Raw genomic sequence first — 23,156 nt, 5'->3', positions numbered from 1 at the left:
GCCTGGTCTATGTACGACGCGCATTTCGGATTATCGGGGCGGCCGTTCCAGCTGACGCCCGATGCGCGCTTCTGGTTCGAAACCGCCACGCACCGCAAGGCGATGGCCTATCTCGGCTATGGCCTCGCGCAGGGCGAAGGCTTCATCGTCGTCACCGGTGATATCGGCGCGGGCAAGACCACGCTGGTCGGCCATCTCACCGGCCAGGTCGATCCGCAGGCGCTCAACGTCATCACCATCGTCTCGACCGCGGTGCCGGCGGACGATCTGCTGCGGATCGTCGCGACCGGGCTCGGCGTCGATCCGCATGGCCTCGCCAAGGCGCAACTGCTCACCGCGATCGAGCGCGGGCTGCATTCGGTGGCGCGATCGGGACAGCGAACGCTGCTGATCGTCGACGAGGCGCAGGCGCTGCCGGTCGATTCGCTCGAAGAGCTGCGCATGCTCTCCAACTTCCAGGCGGGCGGTCATGCGCTGCTGCAGATCCTGCTGCTCGGCCAGCCCGAGTTCCGCGAACGGCTGCACGGCTCCGACCGGCTCGAGCAATTGCGCCAGCGGATCATCGCCATCCACCATCTCGAACCGATGGCGGCGGACGAGGTCGCCGATTACATCGCGCATCGCCTGTCGGTGGTCGGCTGGCAGGGCCGCCCCGATTTCGCCGCCGACGCCTTCGCCGCGCTGTACGAAGGATCGGGCGGCGTGCCGCGGCGGCTCAATCAGCTCGCCGGACGCGTCATGCTCCACGCCGCGGTCGAGGACCTCGACGTGATCGACGGGGCGATCGTGCGGCAGGTGGTCGGCGATCTCCACGACGACCTGCCGATGCTCGCGGCTGACACGGCGGCGGCGGCACCGGCGAAGGCGCCCGCGCCGGCGCCCGCCGAAAGCTCGGTCCGCCGCTTCGTCCCGCGCGCCGCCCCCGATGCGGCCGAAGCCGGTGCCGCGCCCGAGCTGCCCGCTGCGGTCGCCGCCCGGCTCGCCGCGCTGGAGGCACGCGTCGCGCAGCAGGAAGGCGCCTTGCGGCGGGTGCTGACGCTGCTCGTCGACTGGGTCGAGGCGGACCGGCAGGAGACCGCCGCCGCCGCCTCGGTGATGGCGGCGGGCGCGGCCGAGATCCGCGAGGATCACGTTCCGATCCGTGCTCCGGCGGCGTGGGACCATGCCGCGTAGCGCCGTCCGCAACGGCCTGTCGGTCGACGTCGAGGAATGGTTCCAGGTCGGCGCGTTCGAGCGGGTGATCGACAAGGCCGACTGGGATAGGCTGCCGAGCCGCGTCGCCGACAATACCGGCGCGGTGCTCGACCTGTTCGCGGAGAGCGGCGTCAGGGCGACCTTCTTCACGCTCGGCTGGGTGGCGGCGCGTCACCCGGCGCTGATCCGGCGCATCGCCGAGGCCGGGCATGAGATCGCCAGCCACGGCTGGGATCACCAGCGCGTCTTCACGATGGACGCCGCGACCTTCCGCGCCGACCTCGCCCGCGCGCGCACCGCGCTGGAGGATGCCTCCGGCCAGCCGGTGACCGGCTATCGCGCGCCGAGCTTCTCGATCGACACGCGCAACCTGTGGGCGTTCAACGTACTTGCCGAGGCGGGCTATGCCTATTCGTCGAGCGTCGCCCCCGTCGCGCACGATCATTATGGCTGGCGCGACGCGCCGCGCTTCGCCTTCCGGCCGCTGTCCGATGCGCCGCTGATCGAACTGCCGGTGACGGTGGCGCGGATCGGCGGGCGGCATCTGGCGACCGGCGGCGGCTTCTTCCGGCTGCTGCCGGCCGCGCTGACCGATTATGCGGTGCGGCAGGTCAATGGCGAAGGCCATGCCGGCATCTTCTATTTCCATCCGTGGGAGGTCGATCCGGCGCAGCCGCGCGTCGCCGGCGCTCCGCTGCGATCGAAGGTGCGCCATTATTCGCGGCTCGGCGCGATGGCGGGCAAGTTGCGCGGGCTGATCGGACGCCATGACTGGGGCCGGGTCGATGCGGTCGTCGCGGCAGAGGCGGCACGGCTGTCGTGACCGTGCCGACGGTGCGCGAGGCCGATCTCGCCGACAGCCGCGACAGCGACGCGATCGACGCGTTCGTCCGGGCGCAGCCGCAGGCGACCCCGTTCCATCTGCCGGCGTGGAGCCGCAGCGTCGCGCGCGGCTGCGGTCAGCGCGCGCATTATCTCGTCGCGGAGCGGGGCGGGGCGATCGCCGGCGTGCTGCCGCTCACCGCGATGCGCTCGCCGCTGTTCGGCAAGGCACTGGTGTCGACCGGTTTCGGCGTCGACGGCGGGATATTGGGGGAGGGCGTCGAAGCGCTCGCTGCAACGGCCTGGACATTGGCGCAGCGTCTCGGCTGCCCCGGAGTCGAGCTGCGCGGCGGTCCGGCGCCGGACGGCTGGCAGACCGACGACACCTCCTATCTCGGTTTCGCCCGCGATCTCGCCGCCGACGACGAGGCCGAACTGCTCGCCGTGCCGCGCAAGCAGCGGGCCGAGGTGCGGCGCGCGCTCGGCAACGACCTGAACGTGGAGGCGGGCGGCGCCGCGCTGCTCGCCGACCATTACCGCGTCTATGGCGAGTCGGTGCGCAACCTCGGCACGCCGGTGTTCCCGGCCAGGCTGTTCCGCGCGGTGCTGGACGAGATGGATGCGGACATCCTCACCGTGCGCAGCGGCGCGCGTGCGGTGGCGAGCGTGCTCAGCCTCTATTTCGCCGGCACCGTCTTTCCCTATTGGGGCGGCGGCACCACCGCGGCGCGCTGCCTGCGCGCCAACGACCGCATGTATTTCGCGCTGATGAGCCACGCCCGCGCGCGCGGCTGCACCCGCTTCGACTTCGGGCGATCGAAGACGGGCACCGGGGCCGCGGCGTTCAAGAAGAATTGGGGCTTCTCCGGCGTGCCGCGCCTCTACGCCCGGCGCAGCGAAGGGGCGGCGCGCGAGGTCAATCCGCTCAATCCCAAATATGCGCTGATGGTGAAGACGTGGCAGCGGCTGCCGCTGCCGGTCGCCAACCGGCTGGGGCCGTGGATTTCGCGCGGCCTCGGCTGATGGAGCTGCTGTTCCTGGCGCATCGCGTGCCGTTTCCGCCCGACCGCGGCGACCGCATCCGCAGCTACCACATCCTCCGCCATCTCGCCGCGCGCGCGCGCGTCCACCTCGTCGCCTTCAGCGAAGGCGCGGGGGAGGTGGCGCCGCCCGAACTCGCCGGGCTCGCCAGCGTGACGCTGATCCCGCGCACCCGATCACAGGCGGTCGCGGCGCTGGCCGCGCTCGCCAAGGGGCTGCCGGTGTCGCTCACCGCCTTCGCCTCGGCCGGGATGCGGCGGGCGGTGGCGGCACGGCGCGCGGATGCGGTCTACTGCTTTTCGGGGCAGATGGCGCAATATCTGCCGGCGGGGGTGCCGGCGGTGATGGATTTCGTCGACGTCGATTCGGCGAAGTTCGCAGGGTTCGCCGAACAGGGTAGCCCGCCGATGCGCTGGATGATGCGGCGCGAAGCCCGACTGCTCGGCGCATTCGAGCGGAGGGTCGCCGCTCGCGTCGACGCCAGCCTGTTCGTCAGCGCGGCGGAGGCGGCGCTGTTCCGGGAGGGCGGCGCGACGGGCCGGATCGTCCCGGTCGAGAACGGCATCGACGCCGCCGCCTTCGCCCCCGCTGCCGTGACGGATGTCGCCGCCGAGGGCGCGTTGCTCGTCTTCACCGGCCAGATGGACTATCGCCCCAACGTCGAGGCGGTGCGGTGGTTCGCGCAGGATGTCCTCCCCGCGCTACGCCGCCGATACCCCACGTTGCGTCTCGCGATCGTCGGTCGCGCGCCGACCGCGGCGGTGCAGGCGCTGGCCTCGCCGGCGGTGATCGTCACCGGCGCGGTCGCCGACGTGCGGCCGTGGCTCGCCGCCGCCACCGTCTGCGTCGCGCCGTTGCGTCTGGCTCGCGGCATCCAGAACAAGGTGCTGGAGGCGATGGCGATGGCGCGCCCGGTCGTCGCCACCGCCGCCGCGGCCGAGGGGATCGATCACGCCGGCACCCTCCGCGTCGCCGACGATGCCGACGCCCAGGTCGCGGCGATCGCCGCGCTGCTCGACGATCCGGCGCAGGCGACAGCCCTGGGCGCCGCGGCGCGGGCGCGGGTCATCGAACGCTATGACTGGACCGCGCGGCTCGCCCCGCTCGACGCGCTGCTCGGACTGTGACGGCCGACAGAGCCCTTCGCTGGCGCCGGCATGCGATCGCACTGACGCTGACCGCGGCGGCGATCCTGCTGCTGTTCCGGGAGGACGTCGCCCGGCTGGTTACGATCTGGTGGACGAGCACGACCTTCGGCCACTGCCTGTTCATCGGGCCGGTGATCGCCTGGCTGGTCTGGCAGCGCCGCGCGGAGCTTGGCGCGCTCGCGCCGACCGCCTGGTGGCCGGGGCTCGCCCTCGTTGCCCTCGGCGGCGTCGGCTGGCTGATGGGCGAGGCGGGATCGGTCAGCTTCGCCCGCCAGTTCGGCCTCGTCGTCATGCTGCAGGGCACGGTGCTGACCCTGCTCGGGCCGCAGGTCGCGCTCGGGCTCGCCTTTCCGCTCGGCTATGCGCTGTTCCTGGTGCCGTTCGGCGAGGAATTGGAACCCGCGTTGCAGGCGGTGACGGTGCGGATGGTGATGCCGCTGCTGCATCTGTTCGGCGTGCCGGCCAGTTCCAACGGCGTGCTGATCCACGCCGGGCGTTACTGGTTCGAGGTGGCCGAAGCGTGCTCGGGCGCCAAATTCGTCATCGCCATGTTTGCCTTCGCGACGCTCGTCGCCGCGACATGCTTCCGGTCGTGGCAGCGGCGCGGCTGGTTCCTGCTCGCGGCGCTGATCGTGCCGGTGCTCGCCAACGGCATCCGCGCCTTCGCCACCATCTATGCCGCGCATCTGACCAGCGTCGCGGCGGCGACGGGGTTCGACCATATCGTCTATGGCTGGCTGTTCTTCGGGCTGGTGATGGCGGCGGTGCTGGCGATCGGCTGGCGCTGGTTCGATCGCGCCCCCGATGCGCCGGCGTTCGATCCGGCGACGCTGCCGCCGGTGCGCGGGCACCGCATCGGCCTGCCGATCGCGGCGCTGCTGACGGTCGCGGTGGCCGCGGCCGGGCCGCTGTGGAGCGTGACGATCGCCCGCCGCGCGACGCCGCTGCCGGCGCGGATCGACCTGCCGCAGCTCGCCGGCTGGCGGCGCGCGCCACTCAGTCGCACCGCTCCGTGGCAGCCTTATTATCCCGGTGCCGACCATAGCCTGTTCGGCCGCTACGCCCGCCAGGGTGCGGCGGTCGACGTCGCGATCGCGGTGTTCGCGTCGCAGGGGGAGGGGCATAAGATCGGCGCCTTCGGCACCGGCGTGCTGCGCGAGGAGGATCGCTGGGTCCGCGTGGCCGACGCGGCGCCGATCGCCGGTGGCGCGTCGATGCGGATCACCGCGGCCGGGCCGGTGGAGCGGATCGTCACGACATGGTACGTCGTTGGCGGAACGGTAACGTCGGATGAGCGCGTGGTGAAGATCGAGGCGATGAAGGCACGGCTGTTCGGCGGTTCGCAGCGCGCGATGGCGGTGCATCTCTCCGCCGAGGTGACGCCCGGCCGCGATGCGCGCGCTGATATCGCCGCGCTGGCGGCGGCGCTCGGCCCGATCGGCGACCTTGCCGATCGTATCGCAGGCGCACGCTGATGTGCGGCATCGCCGGCATCTTCCATCCCGAGACGCCCAAACCGGTCGATCCGTCGCGCGTCGCCGCGATGATCGCGGCGCAGGCGCATCGCGGTCCGGACGGCGAGGGCGTCTGGACGGCGCCGGGCGTCGGCCTCGGCCACCGGCGCCTGTCGATCATCGATCTCGAGGGGTCGCCGCAGCCGATGCGCTCCGGCGCGCTCGCCGTCACCTATAACGGGGAGATCTACAATTTCGCCGAGCTGCGCGCCGACCTGATCCGCCGCGGCGCGGTGTTCGTCACCGAGGGCGATACCGAGGTGCTGCTGCACGGCTGGCGCGTCTGGGGGCCGTCGCTGCTCGAACGGCTCAACGGCATGTTCGCCTTCGCATTGCACGATGCCGACACCGGCACGCTGTTCCTCGCTCGTGACCGGATGGGGGTGAAGCCGCTCCATTACGTCGAATTGTCCGACGGCAGCCTCGCCTTCGCCTCGGAACTCAAGGGCCTGCTCGCCCACCCCTTGCTCCGCCGCGTCCCCGACGTCACCGCGATCGAGGATTTCCTCGCGCTCGGCTATGTTCCGGACGATGCCTGCATGATCGCGGGCGTGCGCAAGCTGCCGGCCGGGCATTTCCTCCAGGTGCAGCGCTGGCAGGGCGTGCCGCGCCCGCGCCGCTGGTGGAGCCTCAGCTTCGCCGATCGCGCCACCGGTTCGGCCAAGGCGCTCGGCGAACAGTTGCTCGGCCATATGCGTGACGGCGTGCGCAGCCGCATGGTCGCCGACGTGCCGCTCGGCGCCTTCCTGTCGGGCGGGGTCGACAGTTCGGCGGTGGTCGCGCTGATGGCGGAGGCGAGCAAGGCGGCGGTGCGCACCTGCACGATCGGCTTCGACGAGGCGGGCCATGACGAGCGCGATCACGCCGCCGCCGTCGCCCGCCGCTTCGCCACCGATCATCATGCCCAGGTCGTCCGGCCGGACGATGCCGCGCTGATCGACACGCTCGTCCACCATTTCGACGAGCCGTTCGCCGATGCGAGCGCGCTGGCGACCTATCAGGTCGCGGCCTTGGCGCGCAGCCGTGTCACCGTCGCGCTGTCGGGCGACGGCGCCGACGAGATGCTCGCCGGCTATCGTCGCTACCGGTTCCAGGCGGCGGAGGAGCGGGTGCGCGGCCTGATGCCGGCCCGCTGGCGTCGCGCCGGCTTCGGCACGCTCGGCCGGCTCTATCCCAAGGCCGACTGGGCCCCGCGGCCGTTGCGCGCCAAGACGACCCTGCTCGCGCTCGCCGCGGATGGCGACGAGGCCTATGCGCGCGCGGTCGGCGTCACCACGCCCGAACAGCGGGCGCGGCTGCTCAGCCCGGCGGCGCGGCATGCGCTCGGCGGCCACCGGGCGGAGGACCGCTATATCGCCGCGATGCGCGCCGCCCCGGCGCGCGATGCGCTCGACCGCGCGCAATATGCCGACATGATGATCTGGCTGCCCGGCGACATCCTCACCAAGGTCGACCGGACCAGCATGGCGGTCGGGCTGGAAGCGCGCGAGCCGTTGCTCGATCATCGGCTCGTCGAATTCTGCGCGACGCTGCCGGTGGCGATGCGGCTGCATGGCGGCGAGGGCAAATGGCTGATGAAGCGCAGCCTGGAACGCTATCTGCCGCGCGACATCCTCTACCGGCCCAAGATGGGCTTCGTCACGCCGATCAGCGCCTGGTTCCGCAACGCCCTCGCCGACGAGGCGGAGGGGCTGGCGCGCTCGCGCATCCTCGTCGAGAGCGGCTGGCTCGACATGGCGGAGGTCGCGCGGATCGCCGCCGATCACCGCAGCGGCCGCGCCGATCATGGCCGGACCTTGTGGCAGCTGATGATGCTGGAGCGCAGCGCGCGGCGGCTGTTCGGCTGATCCCTAGCGCAATTTGGCGATCGGCAGACTGTCCGCCTTCGCCCGCTCCTTGGTCGATTCCTCGCTGCGCTTGAGCGCCTTGGCGATCGCCTTCAACGCCATGCCCTTCTTGGCGAGCAGGTGGAGCTTCTGAATCTCGTCCTGCGTCCACGGCTGGCGATGCCGCTCGAACACCTCACCCTTGGCCATCAGAACACCGCCATGGCGGCGTGGAGGGTGAGCGCGGCGAGCGCCAGCGTCGAAGCGAGGAACAGCATGAAGCGGGGCCATACCCGGTTGACCGTCGCTTGCACCAGCGAATGTAGCACGCGCAGCGCGACATAGGCCCAGGCGATCAGGGCGTTGACGCCATCGCCGGTGCCGCTGATCGCGATCACCGTCGCCACCGCATAGAAGAGCGTCGGCTGCTCGGTGAGGTGGTTGTAATTATGCGCCTTCCACTGGACGGACGGCGGCAGCGCGCGATCGGCGTCGGCGGCCTTGCTGCCGATCAGGCGGGTGATGTCGATCCCGGCCGCCTGCATCGCCGGCAGCCGCGTCGCGATCGTCCAGACCAGCATCACCAACGTCCAGGCGATCAGCGCCACCATGGGTTGCAGGATTTCGCTATGCATCGTCGCCCCTTCCGACTTGATCGGGAGCAGCTTAGCGCGGGCCGGGCGGCTGTCGAGCATCGCCGCCCGGCCCGCGGCGGGACCCTCCGGCGAAATCACCTGTTGGCAAGGCGGGACCGGCACGGGTAAGGGCCGATCATGGCTTCTCCTACGCAGATCCTCATCGTCGAGGACGAACCCTTGATCGCGATGATGCTCGAAGACTTCCTCGAAGTGCTCGACAAGACCTCGGCGGGGACGGTCGATACGGTCGCGGGCGCGCTGTCGCGGGTCGCGGACGGCGGCATCGATGCGGCGATCCTCGACGTCAATCTGCGCGGCGGCGAGAAGAGCACGCCGATCGCCGAAGCGCTCGCGGCGCGCGACATCCCCTTCATCTTCGCGACCGGCGGCAGCGACGACAGCGTCGACGCGCAGTTCCGCGATCGACCGGTCCTGCAGAAGCCCTTCACCATGGACGGTGTCGCCAAGGCGCTCGACGCGCTGTGAGGCGAGGGGGCTCGGCCCCCGGTAACAATTGTCCGCTCCTCGCCCTGATCCTGTCCGTGGACGGGATCCGACCCGCGCGCCTGTCCCGGCGGCTACCCGTCGGATGACGCATTTGTCACCGGAACGATGCGCCCGTCGCCCGCATTGAGCCGCTGATGATATGTCGAGAGGGGGACTGACGTGACCGATACGCCCATCGCGGTGGTGACCGGCGGTGAATCCGGAATCGGCGCGGCCTGCGTCGCCGCGCTCGCCAGGGCCGGCGCGCGCGTCGCCTTCACCTATTTCCGCGATGCCGCCGCCGCCGCGGCGGTGGTGCAGGCCGCCGGCGGCGAGGCGCAGGCCCATGCCGTCCAGTGCGACGTTTCCAGCGAGGAGGCGGTCGAAACATTGTTCGCCGAAACGGAACGCCGGTTCGGCACCGCCAGCTGGCTGGTCAACTCCGCCGGTCTCAACATGAGCGGCACGCGGCTCGTCGACATGAAGCTCGACCAGTTCGATCGCGTGCTGCGTTCCGATCTGTACGGACCGTTCCTCACCTGCCGCCGCTTCGTCCGAGCGGCCGAGGCGGCGAAGGCGGGCGGCCGCATCGTCAACATCTCGTCGATCCACGAACGCGCGCCGCGCCCCGGCGGCGTCGACTATGATTCGGCCAAGGGCGGCCTCGCGCAGCTGACCGCGACGCTGGCGCTCGAACTGGCGCCGGCGCGGATCGCGGTCAACGGCGTCGCGCCGGGGATGATCCTGACGCCGATGAACCAGCATGCGGTCGAGGATGTCGGCTATCGCGCCAAGCTGGAGGCGAACATCCCCTGGGGCCGCGCCGGCACCGCCGACGAAGTGGCGACGCTCGTCGCCTTCCTGCTCTCCCCCGCCGCCGATTATATCACCGGCACCACCGTGACGATCGACGGCGCCCTGTCGCTCGTCATCGCGCAGGGCGCCTGAGCGGCCATGCCGACCTATGCGGTCGAGGCGCTCGACGCCGTCACCATCGCCGCCGGCTCGCCGCTCGACGGCATGGATTTGATGAGCCCGTTCGTCTGGCGCGAGCAGGGCCGCTATCGCATGCTCGTCCGCGGCGTGCCCGATCCGCTCGGCCCGACCGACCCGACCGGCCTGATCGCCAGCGGCTGGAGCGATGACGGTCTCGCCTTCACGCTCGATCCCGTGCTCGCGATCGCGCCGGGGGCGGACGCCGACGAGGCCGATGCCGGCGGCTGCGAGGACCCGACGGTGCTCGTCGACGCGGATGGCGGCTATGTCGTCTATTACACCGGTGTCGACGCGAAGCGGACGCAGGGCGTGTTGATCGCCGCGAGCGGCCCCTCGCTCGACCAGTTGGTCAAGCGCCGCGTCGCGCTCGCGGCCCCGGAGGGCGAGGGCAATATCAAGGAGGCGACGTTCGCGCAGACGCCCGCCGGCGACTGGCGGCTGTTCTACGAATATGCCGCCGCCGAGGAACGCGGCATCGGCGCGTCGCGGATCGGCATCGCGCAGGCTGCGCATCTCGGCGATCCGTGGACGTCGCTCGCCGACCCGTTTCCGATCCGCCCGGAATCCTGGGACAATTGGCACCTGTCGACCGGCCCGGTGTGTCAGCTGCCCGGCGCCGATCCGGTGATGTTCTACAATGGCGCCACGCTCGATGCACGCTGGCGGATCGGCTGGATCAGCTTCTCGCCCGACTTCGCCACCGTCACCGGCCGCGGACTCGAACCGGTCGTCGTGCCGCCGCCGCCCGAGGATCGCGCCAAGACCGATATCGCCTTCGCCGCCTCGACCGTGATCGAGGACGGGATGATCTCGCTCTACTTTTCGCTGGAGGATCGCATTCTGCGGCGCGCGCGTATCCGATATTACGCGTAACAAGCTTGCGTTGGCGGGGCCTCTCGCGACATAGGGCGTCGCCATGACCCAGTTCGACAAGTCCCGCCTGCCCAGCCGCCACGTCTCCGTCGGTCCCGAACGCGCGCCCCATCGCAGCTATTATTATGCGATGGGCCTCGGTGAGGAGGAGATCGCCCGCCCGTTCGTCGCGCTCGCCAGCGCCGGCAACAATTCGGCGCCGTGCAACACGACTCTCGATGCGCAGGCCGATGCGGCGCAGGCGGGCGTGGTGCAGGGGGGCGGCCTGCCGCGCCGCTTCAACACCATTACCGTCACCGACGGCATCGCCATGGGCCATCAGGGCATGAAGGCGAGCCTCGTCAGCCGCGAGGTCATCGCTGATTCGGTCGAGCTCAGCGTCCGCGGCCATTGCTATGATGCGCTGGTCGGCTTCGCCGGCTGCGACAAGTCGCTGCCCGGCATGATGATGGCGATGCTCCGCCTCAACATCCCGTCAATCTTCGTCTACGGCGGGTCGATCCTGCCCGGCCGCTTCCAGAACCGCGACGTCACCGTCGTCGACGTGTTCGAGGTGGTCGGCAAATATGCCGCCGGCGCCTGTCCGCTGTCCGAGGTGCACGAGCTCGAAAAGGTCGCCTGTCCCGGCCACGGCGCGTGCGGCGGCCAGTTCACCGCCAACACCATGGCCTGCGTCGGCGAGGCGATCGGGCTCAGCCTGCCCAACAGCAACATGACGCCGGCACCGTATAGCAGCCGCGAGCAGATCGCGATCGCCGCCGGGGCGCAGGTGATGGAACTGGTCGGGCGGCAGTTGCGCCCGCGCGACATCTGCACGCGCGCCGCCTTCGTCAACGCCGCGCGCGTCGTCGCCGCCACCGGCGGGTCGACCAATGCCGCGCTGCACCTGCCGGCGATGGCGAATGAGGCGGGCATCGACTTCGACCTGTTCGACGTCGCCGAAGCGTTCAAGTCGACCCCCTATATCGCCGATCTCAAGCCCGGCGGACGCTATGTCGCCAAGGACATGTATGAGGCGGGCGGCGTCTATATGCTGATGAAGACGATGCTGGCCGGCGGTCTGCTCGACGGCGACTGCCTGACCGTCACCGGCAAGACGCTCGCCGAGAACATCGACCAGGTGACGTGGAATCCCGACCAGAAGGTGATCTACGACGTCAGGACGCCGATCACCCCGACCGGCGGGGTCGTCGGCCTGCGCGGCAGCCTCGCCCCGGACGGCGCGATCGTGAAGGTCGCCGGCATGCACCGCCTCCAGTTCGAAGGACCGGCGCGCTGCTTCGACCGCGAGGAGGACGCCTTCGCCGCGGTCGAGGCGCGCTCGATCGCCGAGGGCGAGGTGATCGTCATCCGCTACGAGGGGCCGAAGGGCGGCCCCGGCATGCGCGAGATGCTCTCGACCACCGCCGCGCTCTACGGCCTCGGCATGGGCGAGAAGGTCGCGCTGATCACCGACGGGCGTTTCTCTGGCGGGACGCGCGGCTTCTGCATCGGCCACGTCGGCCCCGAGGCGGCGGACGGTGGCCCGATCGCGCTGGTCGAGGACGGCGATCCGATCCGCATCGATGCCGAGGCGGGGACGATCGACCTGCTCGTCGCCGACGACGTGCTCGCCGCCCGCCGCGCCGCCTGGACGCCGCGGGTGAACGATTACGGGTCGGGCGCATTGTGGCGCTATGCGCAGAATGTCGGCCCGGCCTGGCAGGGCGCCGTCACCCATCCCGGCGCCAAGGCCGAAACGCACGTCTATGCGGATATCTGACCGCGGCGCGGCGGTGGCGGCTCTGCTGCTGCTCGCCGCCTGCGGGGACCGGACGACGGACGGCAACCGGCTGGCCGCGGTCGAATCGGAACAGGCTGCTGCGGCGGCGGACGCCGGCACCGTGCCGTGCGCGCGCGGCGGCGCGGCGCTTGCCTCGGTCTGCACCGTCGATCAGGTGGCGAGCGCGGACGGGCTGGTGCTCACCGTCCGTCATCCCGATGGCGGCTTCCACCGCCTGCTCGTCACCCGCGATGGCCGCGGTGTCGTCGCAGCCGACGGCGCGGAGGCGGCGCGGGTCACCATTCCGGCGTCCGGCCTGATCGACGTCGCGATCGGCGGCGACCATTATCGCTTGCCCGCAACGATCAAGCCGGCGCGATGATCGCCTGCGCCGGCCAGCCGATCCTCACCGCCGCGCAGACCCGCGCCGCCGAGGAGCGTGCGATCCGCGCCGGCCGTTCGGTCGAGGCGCTGATGCAGCGCGCGGGCGAGGGGATCGCCGCCGCGGCGCTGCGCTTCGCCGCCGGGCAGGCCATCCTCGTCGCCTGCGGACCGGGCAATAACGGTGGCGACGGTTATGTCGCGGCGACCCTGCTCGCCGCCAAAGGGCAGCGCGTCCGCGTCGCCGCCTCCTCGCCGCCACGCACCGCGGCTGCGATGGCCGCGCGGGCGCGATGGGCCGGGCCGGTCGAGCCGCTGGAGCCCGCCGCACCCGCCGCTCTGCTGATCGACGCCCTGTTCGGCACCGGCGCGCGGCCGCTAGATCCGGCGCAGGACGCGACGCTCGCCCGCCTTGCCGCCGCGGCCCGGCTGATCCTCGCCGTCGACCTGCCGAGCGGCAGCGACGCCGATACCGCCAGCGCGCCCGACTGGGCCGAGGCGCACCCCGCGACGCTGACGCTGGCGCTCGGCGCGCTCAAGCCGGCTCACGTCCTTCACCCTGCCGCCGCGGCGTGCGGCGCGGTGCGGCGGATCGATCTCGACCTTCTCGCCGATGAGACTGTTGCCGTCGCGTCCGCCCCGCAGCTGCCGGAGCCGGGCCCGACCTCGCACAAATATACCCGCGGCATGGTGGCGATCGTCACCGGCGCGATGGCGGGCGCGGCGCGGCTCGCCGGCATCGCCGGCTTGCGCAGCGGCGCCGGCTATGTCGCGCTCTACGGTGACGCGGGGCAGGGCGGGCCCGCCGCCATCGTCCACCGCGATTACGATGCGGAGGCGCTCGCCGAATCGAGGATCGGCGCGGTGCTGATCGGCCCGGGCTTGGGCCGCGACGCACAGGCGCGCGACCGCCTGACCGCGTTGCTCGCCGGCGACCGACCATTGGTGATCGACGGGGACGCGCTCCACCTCACCGATCCCGAGCGCCTGCGCGCGCGGCGCGCGCCGGTCGTGCTCACGCCGCACGCGGGCGAGTTCCGGGCGCTGTTCGGCACGCCCGCCGGCTCTTTGCTCGATCAGGCCCGTGCCGCCGCCGCAGCCGCGGGAGCGATCGTCGTGCTCAAGGGCGCGACGACGATCGTCGCCGACGCCGCCCGCTGCCGCGTCCATCCGCACGGCAATCCCTGGCTGTCGACCGCAGGAAGCGGCGACGTGCTCGCCGGGACGATCGCCGCGCAGATCGCCCATCCGCACGCCGATCCGTTCGCGGCGGCCGACGCGGGCGTCTGGCTGCACGCGCGCGCCGCGGCGATCGCTGGCCGCAGCTTCCTCGCCGACGACTTGGCAAATGCGCTGACCGCGGCCAGAGCGACGGCATGACCTCCGACACCATCTTGCGCGTCGCGGCCCGCGGCGACGGCGTCACCGCCGACGGCCGCCACGCCGCCTTTGCCGCACCCGGCGATTCGCTGCACGCGGACGGCAGCTTGAGCCACGGCCCGCATCACCAGACGCCGCCGTGCCGCCATTTCCCCGAATGCGGCGGCTGCCAGCTCCAGCATCTCGACGACGAGGCCTATGCCGCCTTCGTCACCGACCGGGTGGCGAGCGCGCTCGCCGGGCAGGAGCTCGCCGCCGATCTGCGTGCGCCGCTCGTCTCGCCGCCCGACACGCGCCGCCGCGCGACGCTGCACGCCGAGGCGAAGGGCGGTCGCATCCTGCTCGGCTTCACCGCCGAGAAGAGCCACGCCATCGTCGACCTGCGCGAATGCCATGTGCTCGCCCCGGCGCTGTTCGCGATCGTCGCGCCGTTGCGCGGCCTGCTCCAGTCGCTCGGCTTCCGCCGCCGCGGTGACGTCCATCTGACGCTCGCCGATCAGGGGCTCGACGTGATGGTGAGCAACCTCACCGCCGACGGGCTCGATGCGGCGGAGGCGATCACCGCCTTTTGCGAACGCCACGGCGTCGCGCGCTTCACGATCGACGGCGGCTATGGGCTGGAGACGCGGTGGGAGCCGCGGCCGGTGACGATCACGCTCGGCGGGCAGCCCGTGCCGCTGCCTCCGGCGAGCTTCCTCCAGGCGACGCAGGAGGGCGAGGACGCGCTCGTCGCGGCGATGCGCGAGGCGACGCAGGGCGCAGGCACAATCGCCGATCTGTTCGCCGGGCTGGGCACCTTCTCGCTTGCGCTGCCGGCGCGCGTCTATGCCGCGGAGGGTGCGCGCGATGCGCTGGCGGCGCTGAAGGCGGCGGCGGGGCGCGCCCAGTTGCCGGTGTTCACCGAGCATCGCGACCTCTATCGCCGCCCGCTCACCGTCGCCGAGCTCGACCGGTTCGACGCGATCGTCATCGATCCCCCCCGCGCCGGCGCCCGCGACCAGGCCGAGGCGCTCGCCGCCTGTCAGGCGAAGGTGATCGGCTACGTCTCCTGCAACCCGTCGAGCTTCGCGCGCGACGCGCGGCTGCTCGTCGACGGCGGCTGGCGGATCGACTGGGTCCAGCCGGTCGGCCAGTTCCGCTGGTCCACCCACGTCGAGCTGGCGGCTCGCTTCGTGCGGTAGCGTCCGCGCGGACGACCGCTGTGCGGCGTGGGATTTGTCATCTTACGAAGATGCGAAGAGGTTGCGTTTAGTGTCGTCCGTATCGATCGGAAGACTGTGCTTCCGGCACGTTGATCAAATGGTTCGCGCCGAGGCGCAGAGGACGCAGAGCGGACGGGGCCGAGTCAGGCGGGCGGACCGCTCTACGGGAGCGACAATCTCCGCGCCTCCGCGCCTCCGCGTGACTCCGCTACTGCAAGATCAGAACGACACACCGCGATCGTAACGGCGTGATCGGCCTCACCCGATCCCCATCATCTTCGCGTCTTCGCGAGAATATTTCACGCGGAGGCGCGGAGGCGCGGAGAGGGTGTGGTCGCGGCGGGTGTCTCGATCCTCACGGGATGAGATGGTCTGCCGTTCGCGAGCCGTTCGGCGACCGCTATCGCCGCGCCTTAATACACCGCCGACATGAAGAAGAGCCCATCCGGCGGAGCGTTGAGCCCGAGCCGGGCGCGATCCCGCGCGGCGAGCGCGTCCGCGACGTCGGCGACCGACCATCGCCCCATGCCGACCAGCGCCAGACAGCCGACCATCGAACGGACCTGATGATGGAGGAAGGAGCGCGCCGCCGCCTGCACCGCGACCCGCTCGCCGATCCGCGTCACCGACAGAATGTCGAGCGTCCGCACCGGGCTGTCCGCCTGGCAATGCGCCGAGCGGAAGGTGGTGAAATCGTGCCGGCCGACCAGCAGCGCCGCCGCCGCCGCCATGGCGTCGCTGTCGAGCGGCTGCGGCACCTGCCACGCCAGTCCCGTTTCCCAGGTCAGCGGCGCCCGGCGGTTGACGATGCGATATTCATAGGCGCGGCCGAGGCACGAGAAGCGCGCATGCCAATCGTCCGCCACCGCCTCACAGGCGAGCACCGCCACCGGCGCCGGCCGCAGCCGCGCGTTGAGCGCCTCCATCAGCCGGAACGGCGCGATCGGCTTGGCGATGTCGACGTGCGCGCGCATGCCGAGGCCGTGCACCCCGGCGTCGGTCCGCCCCGCGGCATGGACCGCGGCGCTCTCGCCGGTCACCGCGGTCACCGCCGCCTCCAGCGCCGCCTGCACGCTCGGCCCGTGCTTCTGTCGCTGCCAGCCCATGAAGGGGCGGCCGTCATATTCGACCGTGAGTGCGAACCGCGTCACGCAGCGGTGCCGCCCACCGTGGTACCGCTCGCCACCGGGAAGCCGCGCAGCAGCTCTGCGGTGCTCGTCACCGCGCGTCCGGCACGCTGCACCAGCGTCGGCCGGATCGCGCCGTCGCCGCAGGCGATCGTCAGGCCCGCATCGACCGTCGTGCCTTCGCCACCGGGGAAGCTGAACGGCAGCACCTCGGCGGCGAGCAGCTTGACCCGCTCGCCGGCGATCTCGCACCAGGCGCCGGGCGCCGGGTGCATCGCGCGGATCAGCCGTTCGACCGCGACGGCACTCTGGGTGAAGTCGATCCGCGCCTCCGCCTTGTCGATCTTGGCGGCATAGGTGACGCCCTCGGCGGGCTGCGCGACCGGCGGATGGGCATCGAGGTCGCCGAGCACCGTGACCATCAGCCGCGCGCCCAGCGCGGCGAGCTCGTCGGTCAGCGCGCCGGCGGTCTTGTGGTCGACGGGGACTCGCCCCTCCAGCCGCACCGGCCCGGTATCGAGCCCGGCTTCCATCTGCATGATGCCGACCCCGGTCTCGGCATCGCCGGCGAGGATCGCGCGCTGCACCGGCGCCGCGCCACGCCAGCGGGGCAACAGCGACCCGTGCACGTTGAGGCAACCGTGGCGCGGCGCCGCCAGCACCGGCTTGGGCAGGATGAGGCCATAAGCGGCGACCACCGCGACATCGGCGTCGAGCGCGGCGAAGGCCGCCTGTTCGGCCGGGTCGCGCAGGCTGACCGGATGCCGCACCGCAATCCCCAGCGCCTCGGCGCGCTGCTGGACCGGCGAGGCGACCGTATCGCGCCCGCGTCGCCCGCCGGGACGCGGCGGCTGGCTGTAGGCCGCGACGACGTCGTGCCCGGCCGCCACCAGCGCGTCGAGCGTCGGCACCGCGAAGCCGGGAGTTCCCATGAAGATGATCCGCATGGCCCCGTCTTCAACGCGCTGGCGGGCGGCCGCGCAACCCCCTATCTGTTCTGTATGGCCTCTCCCGAAATCGAAGCCCTCACCCAGGCGCTGGCGCGGCTGCCCGGCCTCGGCCCGCGGTCGGCGCGGCGCGCGGTGCTCCACCTGCTCAAGAAGCGCGAGGCGGCGCTCGGGCCGTTGCGCGCCGCGCTGGAGGCGGTGGACGAGCGGCTGGAGACCTGCGCGACCTGCGGCAACGTCGATACCGCCAATCCGTGCGCGATCTGCGCCGATCCCCGCCGCGACGCACGCGCGCTCTGCGTCGTCGAGGAGGTCGCCGATCTCTGGGCGCTCGAACGTTCGCGGCTGTTTCCCGGCCGCTTCCATGTGCTCGGCGGCCGGCTGTCGGCGCTCGAAGGCGTACGGCCGGAGGATCTCGCGATCGACGCGCTGGTCGCCCGGATCGGCGCGGGCGGCATCGACGAGGTCGTGCTGGCGATGAACGCGACGCTCGAGGGGCAGACCACCGCCCATTATCTCGCCGACCGGATCGAGCAATTCCCGGTCCGCGTCACCCAGCTCGCGCACGGCCTGCCGGTCGGCGGCGAGCTCGACTATCTCGACGAGGGCACGCTGGCGCAGGCGCTGCGCGCGCGGCGTCCGGTGGCCTGAACAGCGCCGCGACAGCGCGCGCGCACGCCAATCTTGACGTGCCCCCGCCGCCCACCTAGCTCGACGCCATGGCAGTCCTCCCTATCGTCGAAGTACCCGATCCGCGCCTGCGCCTGATCTCCAAGCCGGTCGAGGCGGTGACCGCCGACACGCGCGCGTTCGTCGCGGACCTGATCGATACGATGTACGCCGCCAACGGCATCGGCCTCGCCGCGATCCAGGTCGGTGTCGACAGCCGCATCCTGGTCATCGATCTGCAGGACGAGAAGGACGCGGACGACAAGCCGATCAAGGCGCCACACGCCTATATCAACCCGGAAATCCTGTCGGTGAGCGACGAGACGAGCAGCTATAACGAGGGCTGTCTGTCGATCCCCGAACAATATGCCGATGTCGCGCGTCCGGCGAGCTGCCGCGTCCGCTGGCTCGACGAGCAGGGGGAGAGCCATGAGGAAGAGCTCACCGGCCTCCTCTCGACCTGCATGCAGCATGAGATCGACCACCTCAACGGCGTGTTGTTCATCGATCATATCAGCCGGCTGAAGCGCGACATGGTGATGAAGAAGCTGGCGAAGATGCGCCGCTGACGCACGAGGCCGGACGGGGCGGGGCCGTCCCGCCGCGGCGATCGTCGGCGCGTCACGGCGCGCTCCGGCCAACAAAGTTCTGTCTTCCTCCCGACGTTCGATCTATGTTCTTTCCGTATTGTTGTTTGTTGGTCACGCCGCCCGGGTTCGCGTCGGGAGGTGACCGTCGGGGAGAGACATGGACTTGACCACGCTCATCATCGCGATCCTCGCGCTTGCCGCCGGCCTGCTGGTCGGCTGGCTGCTCGCCAACCGCAAGGCGGCGACGCTCGCCGCCGATCTCGCGGTGGCGCAGAGCCGGGCGGCGGACCTCGATCTCGTCAGCCGCACCCGCGACGCGGTCGAGCGCGAGCGCAACGAAGCGATGCGCGAACTGGCCGCGCTGCGCGCGCAGGCGGACGATCGCGCCGCGACCCTCGATGCGCTGCGCGACGAGCTCGCCGCGGTGCGCGCCGACCGCGATGCCGCCCGCACCGGGCTGGCCACCACGCGTGCGCAGATCGAGGCGTTCGAGGCGCGGCTCGTCGACATGCGTGACGCCAAGGAGCAGATGGCGGCGCAGTTCAACGATCTCGCCAACAAGGCGCTGACCGATGCGCAGAAGGCGTTCCTCGACCGCGCCGAGGCGCGCTTCCGCCAGTCCGAGGAACTTGCCGGCAACAACCTCAAATCCCTGCTCCAGCCGGTCAACGAACGCCTCGCCCGCTACGAGGAGGGCGTCGCCAAGGTCGAGGCCGAGCGCCGCGACGCCTTCGGCGATCTTAAGGGCCAGATCGAGCAGATGCGGCTCGGCCAGGAGCGCGTGTCGGGCGAGGCGGCCAAGCTGGTCAATGCGTTGCGCAACGCCCCCAAGGCCCGCGGCCGCTGGGGCGAGCAGCAGCTGCGCAACGTGCTCGAGACCTGCGGCCTTGCCGAACATACCGATTTCGCGATGGAGGTCAGCGTCGCCGACGGCGAGGGCGGCCGGTTGCGCCCCGACGCCATCGTCCGCGTCCCCGGCGGCAAGTCGCTGATCATCGATGCCAAGGTCTCGCTCAACGCCTATCAGGATGCGTTCGGCGCGGTCGACGAGGGGGAGCGCCACATCGGCCTGACCGCGCATGCCGCATCGATGCGGGCGCATATCAATGGCCTGTCCGCCAAGGCCTATTGGGCGCAGTTCGACGATACGCCCGAATATGTCGTGATGTTCGTCCCCGGCGAGCATTTCCTCTCCGCCGCGCTCGAACATGATGCGGGGCTGTGGGACTATGCCTTCGACAAAAGGGTGCTGCTGGCGACGCCGACCAATCTCATCGCGATCGCGCGGACGGTGGCGGCGGTCTGGCGGCAGGAGAAACTGGCGACCGAGGCGCGGGCGATCGGCGCGCTCGGCAAGGAGTTGTACGACCGGCTTGCCAAGGCGGGCGAGGATCTCCGCAAGGTCGGCGGTGGCCTGACGACCGCGGTCAACAACTACAACAATTTCGTTTCGAGCTTCGAAAGCCGGGCGCTGGTCTCGGCGCGCAAGTTCCGCGACCTCAACATCGAGCCGGGCGCGCGGGAGATTGGCGTCGCGGAACCCGTCGAGGCGCTGGCGCGCTACGGCGAGGAAGCGCTGCGCCTCCCCGATGCGGCGGAATAGAGGAGCGGGTGATGAAGGCCATGTACGACGGCGATGTCATCATGGATCAGGACGGCCGGTTGTCCGGCATGGTCGCGGGTGACGTGATCGTGCGGCCGGGCTGCACCGTGCGGATCAGCGGGATGGTCGGCGGCGACGTCTATGTCGAAGCGGGCGCCTCCGCGCGGATCAGCGGCATGGTCTCCGGCCGGATCGTCAACCGCGGCGGCGCGATTCGCGTCACCGGCATGGTCGGTGGCTAGACTGATCGGCAAGACGTTGATTTGGCGGCGGCCGAATACAGGGCGGGTGTCCTACCGGCGGCCATCGTGATAGCCGAATGGCTCTTTCTCACCGGTGCAGGTATCAAAGCGATCGGGCTCGATCGTTTCGATTAAGGTGTTCGACTTGTCCATGTCGTCCCAGGATGGAACTCCTGGACAGGTCTTGATGCCGTCCGGAGCGGCTCGATGGTCCCTGCCGCTGCGTGATCTCGCCCCCGGCGGGGACGACGCCATTCAGGCCCGATCGCCGTGGCCGTGCTGCGCCAGCACCTCATAGGCCATCACCGCGGTCGCCACCGCGGCATTGAGGCTGTCCGCCTTGCCGAGCATCGGGATCTTGACCAGCAGGTCGCACGCCTCGGCATAGTCCGCGGGCATGCCCTGCGCCTCGTTACCGGTCAGCAGGAAGGTTGGCGCCGCATAGCGTGCGGCGCGATAGTCGTGCTCGGTATCGAGGCTCAGCCCGACGAGCTGCCCCGGCCCCTCGCGCAGCCAGCCGAGGAAGTCGTGCCATTCGCTCCGCACGACCGGGATCGTGAACAGCGCCCCCATGCTGGCGCGCACCGCCTCGACCGAAAAGGGATCGACGCATTCGCCGATCAGGATCAGCCCGCCCGCGCCGACCGCATCGGCGGTGCGCAGGATCGTGCCGAGATTGCCCGGATCGCGCAGCCGCTCGGCGACCAGCCAGATCGCCGCGCTGCCGCGGTCGAGATCGGCGAGCGTCCGGTCGAACTCGTCGAACACGCCGACTACCGCCTGCGGATTGTCCTTGCCGGACAGCTTGCTGAGGATGTCGGGCGTGGTCTGGATCGATTCGCCGCCCGCCATCTCGACGTCGATCGACAGGGCATGGACCAGCGGATGATCGGCATTGCCCGCCGCGTAGAAGAGGATGCGCGGCAGCCGCCCGGTCTCGCGCGCTTCGGTGAGGATGCGCAGCCCCTCCGCCATGAACTGCCGGGCGCCGCGGCGATGGCGCTTGTCGCGCAGCTCGCGGGCATATTTGACGAGCGGGTTGGAAAAGGCGGTGATCTCACGGGGCATGGCGACTCCCCTCCGTCACGGCGGCGGGTCTGCGCAAGCTCAATCTTCGCCGAACTTGGCCTCGACCAGCTCGCACAGCGCGCCGACCGCCGCTTCGGCCCCGTCGCCGCAGGCGCTGATCGTGATCGCATCGCCCTTGGCGGCGCCGAGCATCATCAGCCCCATGATCGACGTGCCGGTCACCGCGCCATCGTCCTTGCGGACATGCACTTCGACCGGCTGGGTCGAGGCGAGCGTGACGAACTTGGCGCTCGCCCGCGCGTGGAGACCGCGCTTGTTGGTGATCGTGACGGTGCGGGCGACCTCGTCGCTCATGCCGCCGCCTCGCCGAGCACCTCGGAGGCGACCGAGATATATTTGCGGCCCGCCTCACGCGCCGCGGCGACCGCCTCGACCACCTTCATCGACTTGCGCGCCGACCCCAGGCGGATCAGCATCGGCAGGTTCATCCCCGCGATCACCTCGACCCGGCCGCGCTCCATCAGCGAGATGGCAAGGTTGGAGGGCGTGCCGCCGAACAGATCGGTGAGCACGATCACGCCGCGCCCGGCATCGACCGCGCCGATCGCCGCGGCGATGTCGGCGCGTCGCTCTTCCATATCGTCGTCAGGACCGATCGCGATCGTCGCGATGCGATCCTGCGGTCCGACGACGTGGATCATCGCGGTCACGAATTCTTCGGCGAGCCGCCCATGCGTCACCAGAACCAGGCCAATCATCTCAGATACGTTACTCATTTGCTGGCCGGCGGCCCCTCGAGCGAGTCCTGCGGTGCGGCCGCGAGGTCGCGATGCGTGATGGTGGGGGAAAAACCGGCATTACGCAACCGGTAGCCGAGATGATCGGCGACATGGACCGACCGGTGTCTCCCTCCGGTACAGCCGATCGCGACGCTGACATAGGATTTGCCCTCGGCGCGATAGCGCGGAATCAGCAGTTCGAGCAGGTCGCCGATCTGCGCCATCGCGGCGGGATACGCCGGATCGTCGGCGACATAGGCGCTGACGTCGGCATCGAGTCCGGTGCCCGGACGCAGCGCCGGGTCCCAGTGCGGATTGCGCAGGAAGCGCATGTCGAAGACGAGGTCGGCGTTGCGTGGCAGGCCGCGCGCGAAGCCGAACGACTGGATCGACAGCACCGGTTCGTCGGCACCGGTCCGCGAAAAGGTGGTGCGCACCTGTTGCGCGAGGGCGTTGGCCGACAGGTCGGTGGTATCGATCAGCCGGTTCGCCCAGTCGCGCAAGGGGCGGAGCAGCTCGCGTTCGCGCGCGATGCCGTCGCCCGCCGGCCGGTCGGGCGCGAGCGGATGGCGCCGGCGCGTCTCCGAATAGCGACGCTCCAGCTCCGCTCCCGAACAGTCGAGGAACAGCATGCCGATATCGAGGCCGTGATCGTCGCGCAGCAGCCGGATCCGTTCGACGATCCGGGTCGGATCGAAATCGCGGGTGCGCGCCCCGATGCCGATCGCCAGCGGCTGGCTGTCGTCCGCGGTGGCGGCGGCGAGCGGCGCGTCGAGCAGCCGGTCGAGCAGCACCAAGGGCAGATTGTCGACCACCTCCCAGCCGAGGTCTTCGAGCGTTTTCAGCACCGTCGATTTGCCGGCGCCGGACAGGCCGGTGACGAGCAGGATATCCTTGGTCATCATAC

At 70.8% G+C, this 23,156-nt stretch carries 25 protein-coding genes; 17 read left to right on the top strand and 8 right to left on the bottom strand.

The features are described 5' to 3' along the window. Positions 1–9: 9 nt before the first annotated feature. From PBN85_RS09710 to PBN85_RS09685, 6 genes are read left to right on the top strand one after another with little or no spacing between them, the layout of a single operon-like run. On the top strand, positions 10–1,173 hold the full coding sequence (locus tag PBN85_RS09710) for an ExeA family protein (RefSeq protein WP_271298820.1): 1,164 nt from the start codon (positions 10–12) through the stop codon (positions 1,171–1,173). Further along, the gene (locus PBN85_RS09705) at positions 1,163–2,017 is read left to right on the top strand and encodes an XrtA system polysaccharide deacetylase (RefSeq protein ID WP_037536348.1); all 855 of its coding nucleotides are present in this window, start codon (positions 1,163–1,165) and stop codon (positions 2,015–2,017) included. Before PBN85_RS09710 ends, PBN85_RS09705 begins: the two co-directional genes overlap by 11 nt. 2 nt (positions 2,018–2,019) lie before the next feature. Beyond that, positions 2,020–3,039, top strand: coding sequence for a FemAB family XrtA/PEP-CTERM system-associated protein (locus PBN85_RS09700; protein ID WP_271300874.1), 1,020 nt, complete (start codon positions 2,020–2,022; stop codon positions 3,037–3,039). Further along, the gene (locus PBN85_RS09695) at positions 3,039–4,184 is read left to right on the top strand and encodes a TIGR03087 family PEP-CTERM/XrtA system glycosyltransferase (RefSeq protein WP_271298819.1); all 1,146 of its coding nucleotides are present in this window, start codon (positions 3,039–3,041) and stop codon (positions 4,182–4,184) included. Before PBN85_RS09700 ends, PBN85_RS09695 begins: the two co-directional genes overlap by 1 nt. Next, positions 4,181–5,680, top strand: a complete 1,500-nt coding sequence (gene xrtA, locus PBN85_RS09690) for an exosortase A (RefSeq protein ID WP_271298818.1) — start codon at positions 4,181–4,183, stop codon at positions 5,678–5,680. The genes PBN85_RS09695 and xrtA overlap by 4 nt, the downstream gene beginning before the upstream one ends. After that, a complete protein-coding gene (locus tag PBN85_RS09685) occupies positions 5,680–7,566 on the top strand; it encodes an XrtA/PEP-CTERM system amidotransferase (protein ID WP_271298817.1) in 1,887 nt (628 codons plus the stop codon). Before xrtA ends, PBN85_RS09685 begins: the two co-directional genes overlap by 1 nt. Positions 7,567–7,569: 3 nt before the next feature. On the opposite strand, the gene PBN85_RS09680 is transcribed toward PBN85_RS09685, so the two are convergent. Then, the gene (locus tag PBN85_RS09680; protein WP_271298816.1) at positions 7,570–7,755 is read right to left on the bottom strand and encodes a hypothetical protein; all 186 of its coding nucleotides are present in this window, start codon (positions 7,753–7,755) and stop codon (positions 7,570–7,572) included. Next, positions 7,755–8,180 carry an MAPEG family protein gene (locus tag PBN85_RS09675; RefSeq protein WP_037536495.1) on the bottom strand — a complete coding sequence of 142 codons (426 nt, stop codon included), beginning with the start codon at positions 8,178–8,180 and terminating at the stop codon, positions 7,755–7,757. Before PBN85_RS09675 ends, PBN85_RS09680 begins: the two co-directional genes overlap by 1 nt. Positions 8,181–8,318: 138 nt before the next feature. Between PBN85_RS09675 and PBN85_RS09670 the strand changes: the two genes are divergently transcribed. The 7 genes from PBN85_RS09670 to PBN85_RS09640 all read left to right on the top strand — a co-directional run bounded on the left by PBN85_RS09670 (position 8,319) and on the right by PBN85_RS09640 (position 15,242). Further along, positions 8,319–8,669: a response regulator gene (locus tag PBN85_RS09670; protein WP_037536362.1), complete on the top strand. Its 351-nt coding sequence runs from the start codon at positions 8,319–8,321 to the stop codon at positions 8,667–8,669. A 180-nt stretch (positions 8,670–8,849) separates the two neighbouring features. Continuing rightward, positions 8,850–9,617: an SDR family NAD(P)-dependent oxidoreductase gene (locus tag PBN85_RS09665; RefSeq protein WP_271298815.1), complete on the top strand. Its 768-nt coding sequence runs from the start codon at positions 8,850–8,852 to the stop codon at positions 9,615–9,617. 6 nt (positions 9,618–9,623) lie between these two features. Next, positions 9,624–10,538, top strand: coding sequence for a glycosidase (locus tag PBN85_RS09660; RefSeq protein ID WP_271298814.1), 915 nt, complete (start codon positions 9,624–9,626; stop codon positions 10,536–10,538). A 43-nt stretch (positions 10,539–10,581) separates the two neighbouring features. After that, a complete protein-coding gene (gene ilvD / locus PBN85_RS09655; protein WP_271298813.1) occupies positions 10,582–12,300 on the top strand; it encodes a dihydroxy-acid dehydratase in 1,719 nt (572 codons plus the stop codon). After that, positions 12,287–12,682, top strand: a complete 396-nt coding sequence (locus tag PBN85_RS09650) for a hypothetical protein (protein WP_037536370.1) — start codon at positions 12,287–12,289, stop codon at positions 12,680–12,682. The genes ilvD and PBN85_RS09650 overlap by 14 nt, the downstream gene beginning before the upstream one ends. Then, entirely contained in the window at positions 12,679–14,061 is a 1,383-nt protein-coding gene (locus PBN85_RS09645; protein WP_271298812.1) for an NAD(P)H-hydrate dehydratase, read from the top strand. The genes PBN85_RS09650 and PBN85_RS09645 overlap by 4 nt, the downstream gene beginning before the upstream one ends. Next, entirely contained in the window at positions 14,058–15,242 is a 1,185-nt protein-coding gene (locus PBN85_RS09640; RefSeq protein ID WP_271298811.1) for a class I SAM-dependent RNA methyltransferase, read from the top strand. The genes PBN85_RS09645 and PBN85_RS09640 overlap by 4 nt, the downstream gene beginning before the upstream one ends. A gap of 434 nt (positions 15,243–15,676) precedes the next feature. Here the strand turns inward: PBN85_RS09640 and truA are convergent, their stop codons facing one another. Together truA and fmt are read right to left on the bottom strand one after the other, a co-directional pair. Beyond that, complete coding sequence (gene truA, locus PBN85_RS09635) at positions 15,677–16,414, bottom strand: tRNA pseudouridine(38-40) synthase TruA (protein WP_271298810.1); 738 nt, start codon at positions 16,412–16,414, stop codon at positions 15,677–15,679. Beyond that, positions 16,411–17,337: a methionyl-tRNA formyltransferase gene (gene fmt, locus PBN85_RS09630; RefSeq protein WP_271298809.1), complete on the bottom strand. Its 927-nt coding sequence runs from the start codon at positions 17,335–17,337 to the stop codon at positions 16,411–16,413. Before fmt ends, truA begins: the two co-directional genes overlap by 4 nt. Positions 17,338–17,391: 54 nt before the next feature. On the opposite strand from fmt, the gene recR reads away from it, so the two are divergent. The 4 genes from recR to PBN85_RS09610 all read left to right on the top strand — a co-directional run bounded on the left by recR (position 17,392) and on the right by PBN85_RS09610 (position 20,441). Then, the gene (gene recR, locus PBN85_RS09625) at positions 17,392–17,988 is read left to right on the top strand and encodes a recombination mediator RecR (protein ID WP_037536379.1); all 597 of its coding nucleotides are present in this window, start codon (positions 17,392–17,394) and stop codon (positions 17,986–17,988) included. Positions 17,989–18,056: 68 nt separating this feature from the next. Next, on the top strand, positions 18,057–18,575 hold the full coding sequence (gene def, locus PBN85_RS09620) for a peptide deformylase (RefSeq protein WP_271298808.1): 519 nt from the start codon (positions 18,057–18,059) through the stop codon (positions 18,573–18,575). Between the two features lie 178 nt (positions 18,576–18,753). Then, positions 18,754–20,199, top strand: a complete 1,446-nt coding sequence (rmuC, locus tag PBN85_RS09615; RefSeq protein ID WP_271298807.1) for a DNA recombination protein RmuC — start codon at positions 18,754–18,756, stop codon at positions 20,197–20,199. Between the two features lie 11 nt (positions 20,200–20,210). Next, entirely contained in the window at positions 20,211–20,441 is a 231-nt protein-coding gene (locus tag PBN85_RS09610) for a hypothetical protein (RefSeq protein ID WP_037536385.1), read from the top strand. A gap of 255 nt (positions 20,442–20,696) precedes the next feature. Here the strand turns inward: PBN85_RS09610 and PBN85_RS09605 are convergent, their stop codons facing one another. From PBN85_RS09605 to rapZ, 4 genes are read right to left on the bottom strand one after another with little or no spacing between them, the layout of a single operon-like run. Beyond that, positions 20,697–21,509, bottom strand: a complete 813-nt coding sequence (locus PBN85_RS09605) for a TrmH family RNA methyltransferase (RefSeq protein WP_271298806.1) — start codon at positions 21,507–21,509, stop codon at positions 20,697–20,699. 39 nt (positions 21,510–21,548) lie between these two features. Then, entirely contained in the window at positions 21,549–21,824 is a 276-nt protein-coding gene (locus PBN85_RS09600) for an HPr family phosphocarrier protein (protein ID WP_037536388.1), read from the bottom strand. Further along, complete coding sequence (locus tag PBN85_RS09595) at positions 21,821–22,228, bottom strand: PTS sugar transporter subunit IIA (RefSeq protein ID WP_037536390.1); 408 nt, start codon at positions 22,226–22,228, stop codon at positions 21,821–21,823. Before PBN85_RS09595 ends, PBN85_RS09600 begins: the two co-directional genes overlap by 4 nt. A gap of 14 nt (positions 22,229–22,242) precedes the next feature. Then, positions 22,243–23,151 carry an RNase adapter RapZ gene (rapZ, locus tag PBN85_RS09590; RefSeq protein ID WP_271298805.1) on the bottom strand — a complete coding sequence of 303 codons (909 nt, stop codon included), beginning with the start codon at positions 23,149–23,151 and terminating at the stop codon, positions 22,243–22,245. Between the last annotated feature and the right edge of the window lie 5 nt (positions 23,152–23,156).

Source organism: Sphingomonas sp. CV7422, from assembly GCF_027945725.1.
GTDB classification, from domain to species: domain Bacteria; phylum Pseudomonadota; class Alphaproteobacteria; order Sphingomonadales; family Sphingomonadaceae; genus Sphingomonas; species Sphingomonas kyungheensis.
Note: the sequence above shows the minus strand (reverse complement) of the source record. Positions and strands in the feature narration are given on the sequence as shown.

Coding starts and splice junctions, on each gene's coding strand:
- PBN85_RS09710 (WP_271298820.1), top strand. CDS start 10: ATGTACGACGCGCATTTCGGATTATCGGGGCGGCCGTTCCAGCTGACG.
- PBN85_RS09705 (WP_037536348.1), top strand. CDS start 1,163: ATGCCGCGTAGCGCCGTCCGCAACGGCCTGTCGGTCGACGTCGAGGAA.
- PBN85_RS09695 (WP_271298819.1), top strand. CDS start 3,039: ATGGAGCTGCTGTTCCTGGCGCATCGCGTGCCGTTTCCGCCCGACCGC.
- PBN85_RS09685 (WP_271298817.1), top strand. CDS start 5,680: ATGTGCGGCATCGCCGGCATCTTCCATCCCGAGACGCCCAAACCGGTC.
- PBN85_RS09680 (WP_271298816.1), bottom strand. CDS start 7,755: ATGGCCAAGGGTGAGGTGTTCGAGCGGCATCGCCAGCCGTGGACGCAG.
- PBN85_RS09675 (WP_037536495.1), bottom strand. CDS start 8,180: ATGCATAGCGAAATCCTGCAACCCATGGTGGCGCTGATCGCCTGGACG.
- PBN85_RS09670 (WP_037536362.1), top strand. CDS start 8,319: ATGGCTTCTCCTACGCAGATCCTCATCGTCGAGGACGAACCCTTGATC.
- PBN85_RS09660 (WP_271298814.1), top strand. CDS start 9,624: ATGCCGACCTATGCGGTCGAGGCGCTCGACGCCGTCACCATCGCCGCC.
- ilvD (WP_271298813.1), top strand. CDS start 10,582: ATGACCCAGTTCGACAAGTCCCGCCTGCCCAGCCGCCACGTCTCCGTC.
- PBN85_RS09650 (WP_037536370.1), top strand. CDS start 12,287: ATGCGGATATCTGACCGCGGCGCGGCGGTGGCGGCTCTGCTGCTGCTC.
- PBN85_RS09645 (WP_271298812.1), top strand. CDS start 12,679: ATGATCGCCTGCGCCGGCCAGCCGATCCTCACCGCCGCGCAGACCCGC.
- PBN85_RS09640 (WP_271298811.1), top strand. CDS start 14,058: ATGACCTCCGACACCATCTTGCGCGTCGCGGCCCGCGGCGACGGCGTC.
- fmt (WP_271298809.1), bottom strand. CDS start 17,337: ATGCGGATCATCTTCATGGGAACTCCCGGCTTCGCGGTGCCGACGCTC.
- recR (WP_037536379.1), top strand. CDS start 17,392: ATGGCCTCTCCCGAAATCGAAGCCCTCACCCAGGCGCTGGCGCGGCTG.
- def (WP_271298808.1), top strand. CDS start 18,057: ATGGCAGTCCTCCCTATCGTCGAAGTACCCGATCCGCGCCTGCGCCTG.
- rmuC (WP_271298807.1), top strand. CDS start 18,754: ATGGACTTGACCACGCTCATCATCGCGATCCTCGCGCTTGCCGCCGGC.
- PBN85_RS09610 (WP_037536385.1), top strand. CDS start 20,211: ATGAAGGCCATGTACGACGGCGATGTCATCATGGATCAGGACGGCCGG.
- PBN85_RS09605 (WP_271298806.1), bottom strand. CDS start 21,509: ATGCCCCGTGAGATCACCGCCTTTTCCAACCCGCTCGTCAAATATGCC.
- PBN85_RS09600 (WP_037536388.1), bottom strand. CDS start 21,824: ATGAGCGACGAGGTCGCCCGCACCGTCACGATCACCAACAAGCGCGGT.
- PBN85_RS09595 (WP_037536390.1), bottom strand. CDS start 22,228: ATGATTGGCCTGGTTCTGGTGACGCATGGGCGGCTCGCCGAAGAATTC.
- rapZ (WP_271298805.1), bottom strand. CDS start 23,151: ATGACCAAGGATATCCTGCTCGTCACCGGCCTGTCCGGCGCCGGCAAA.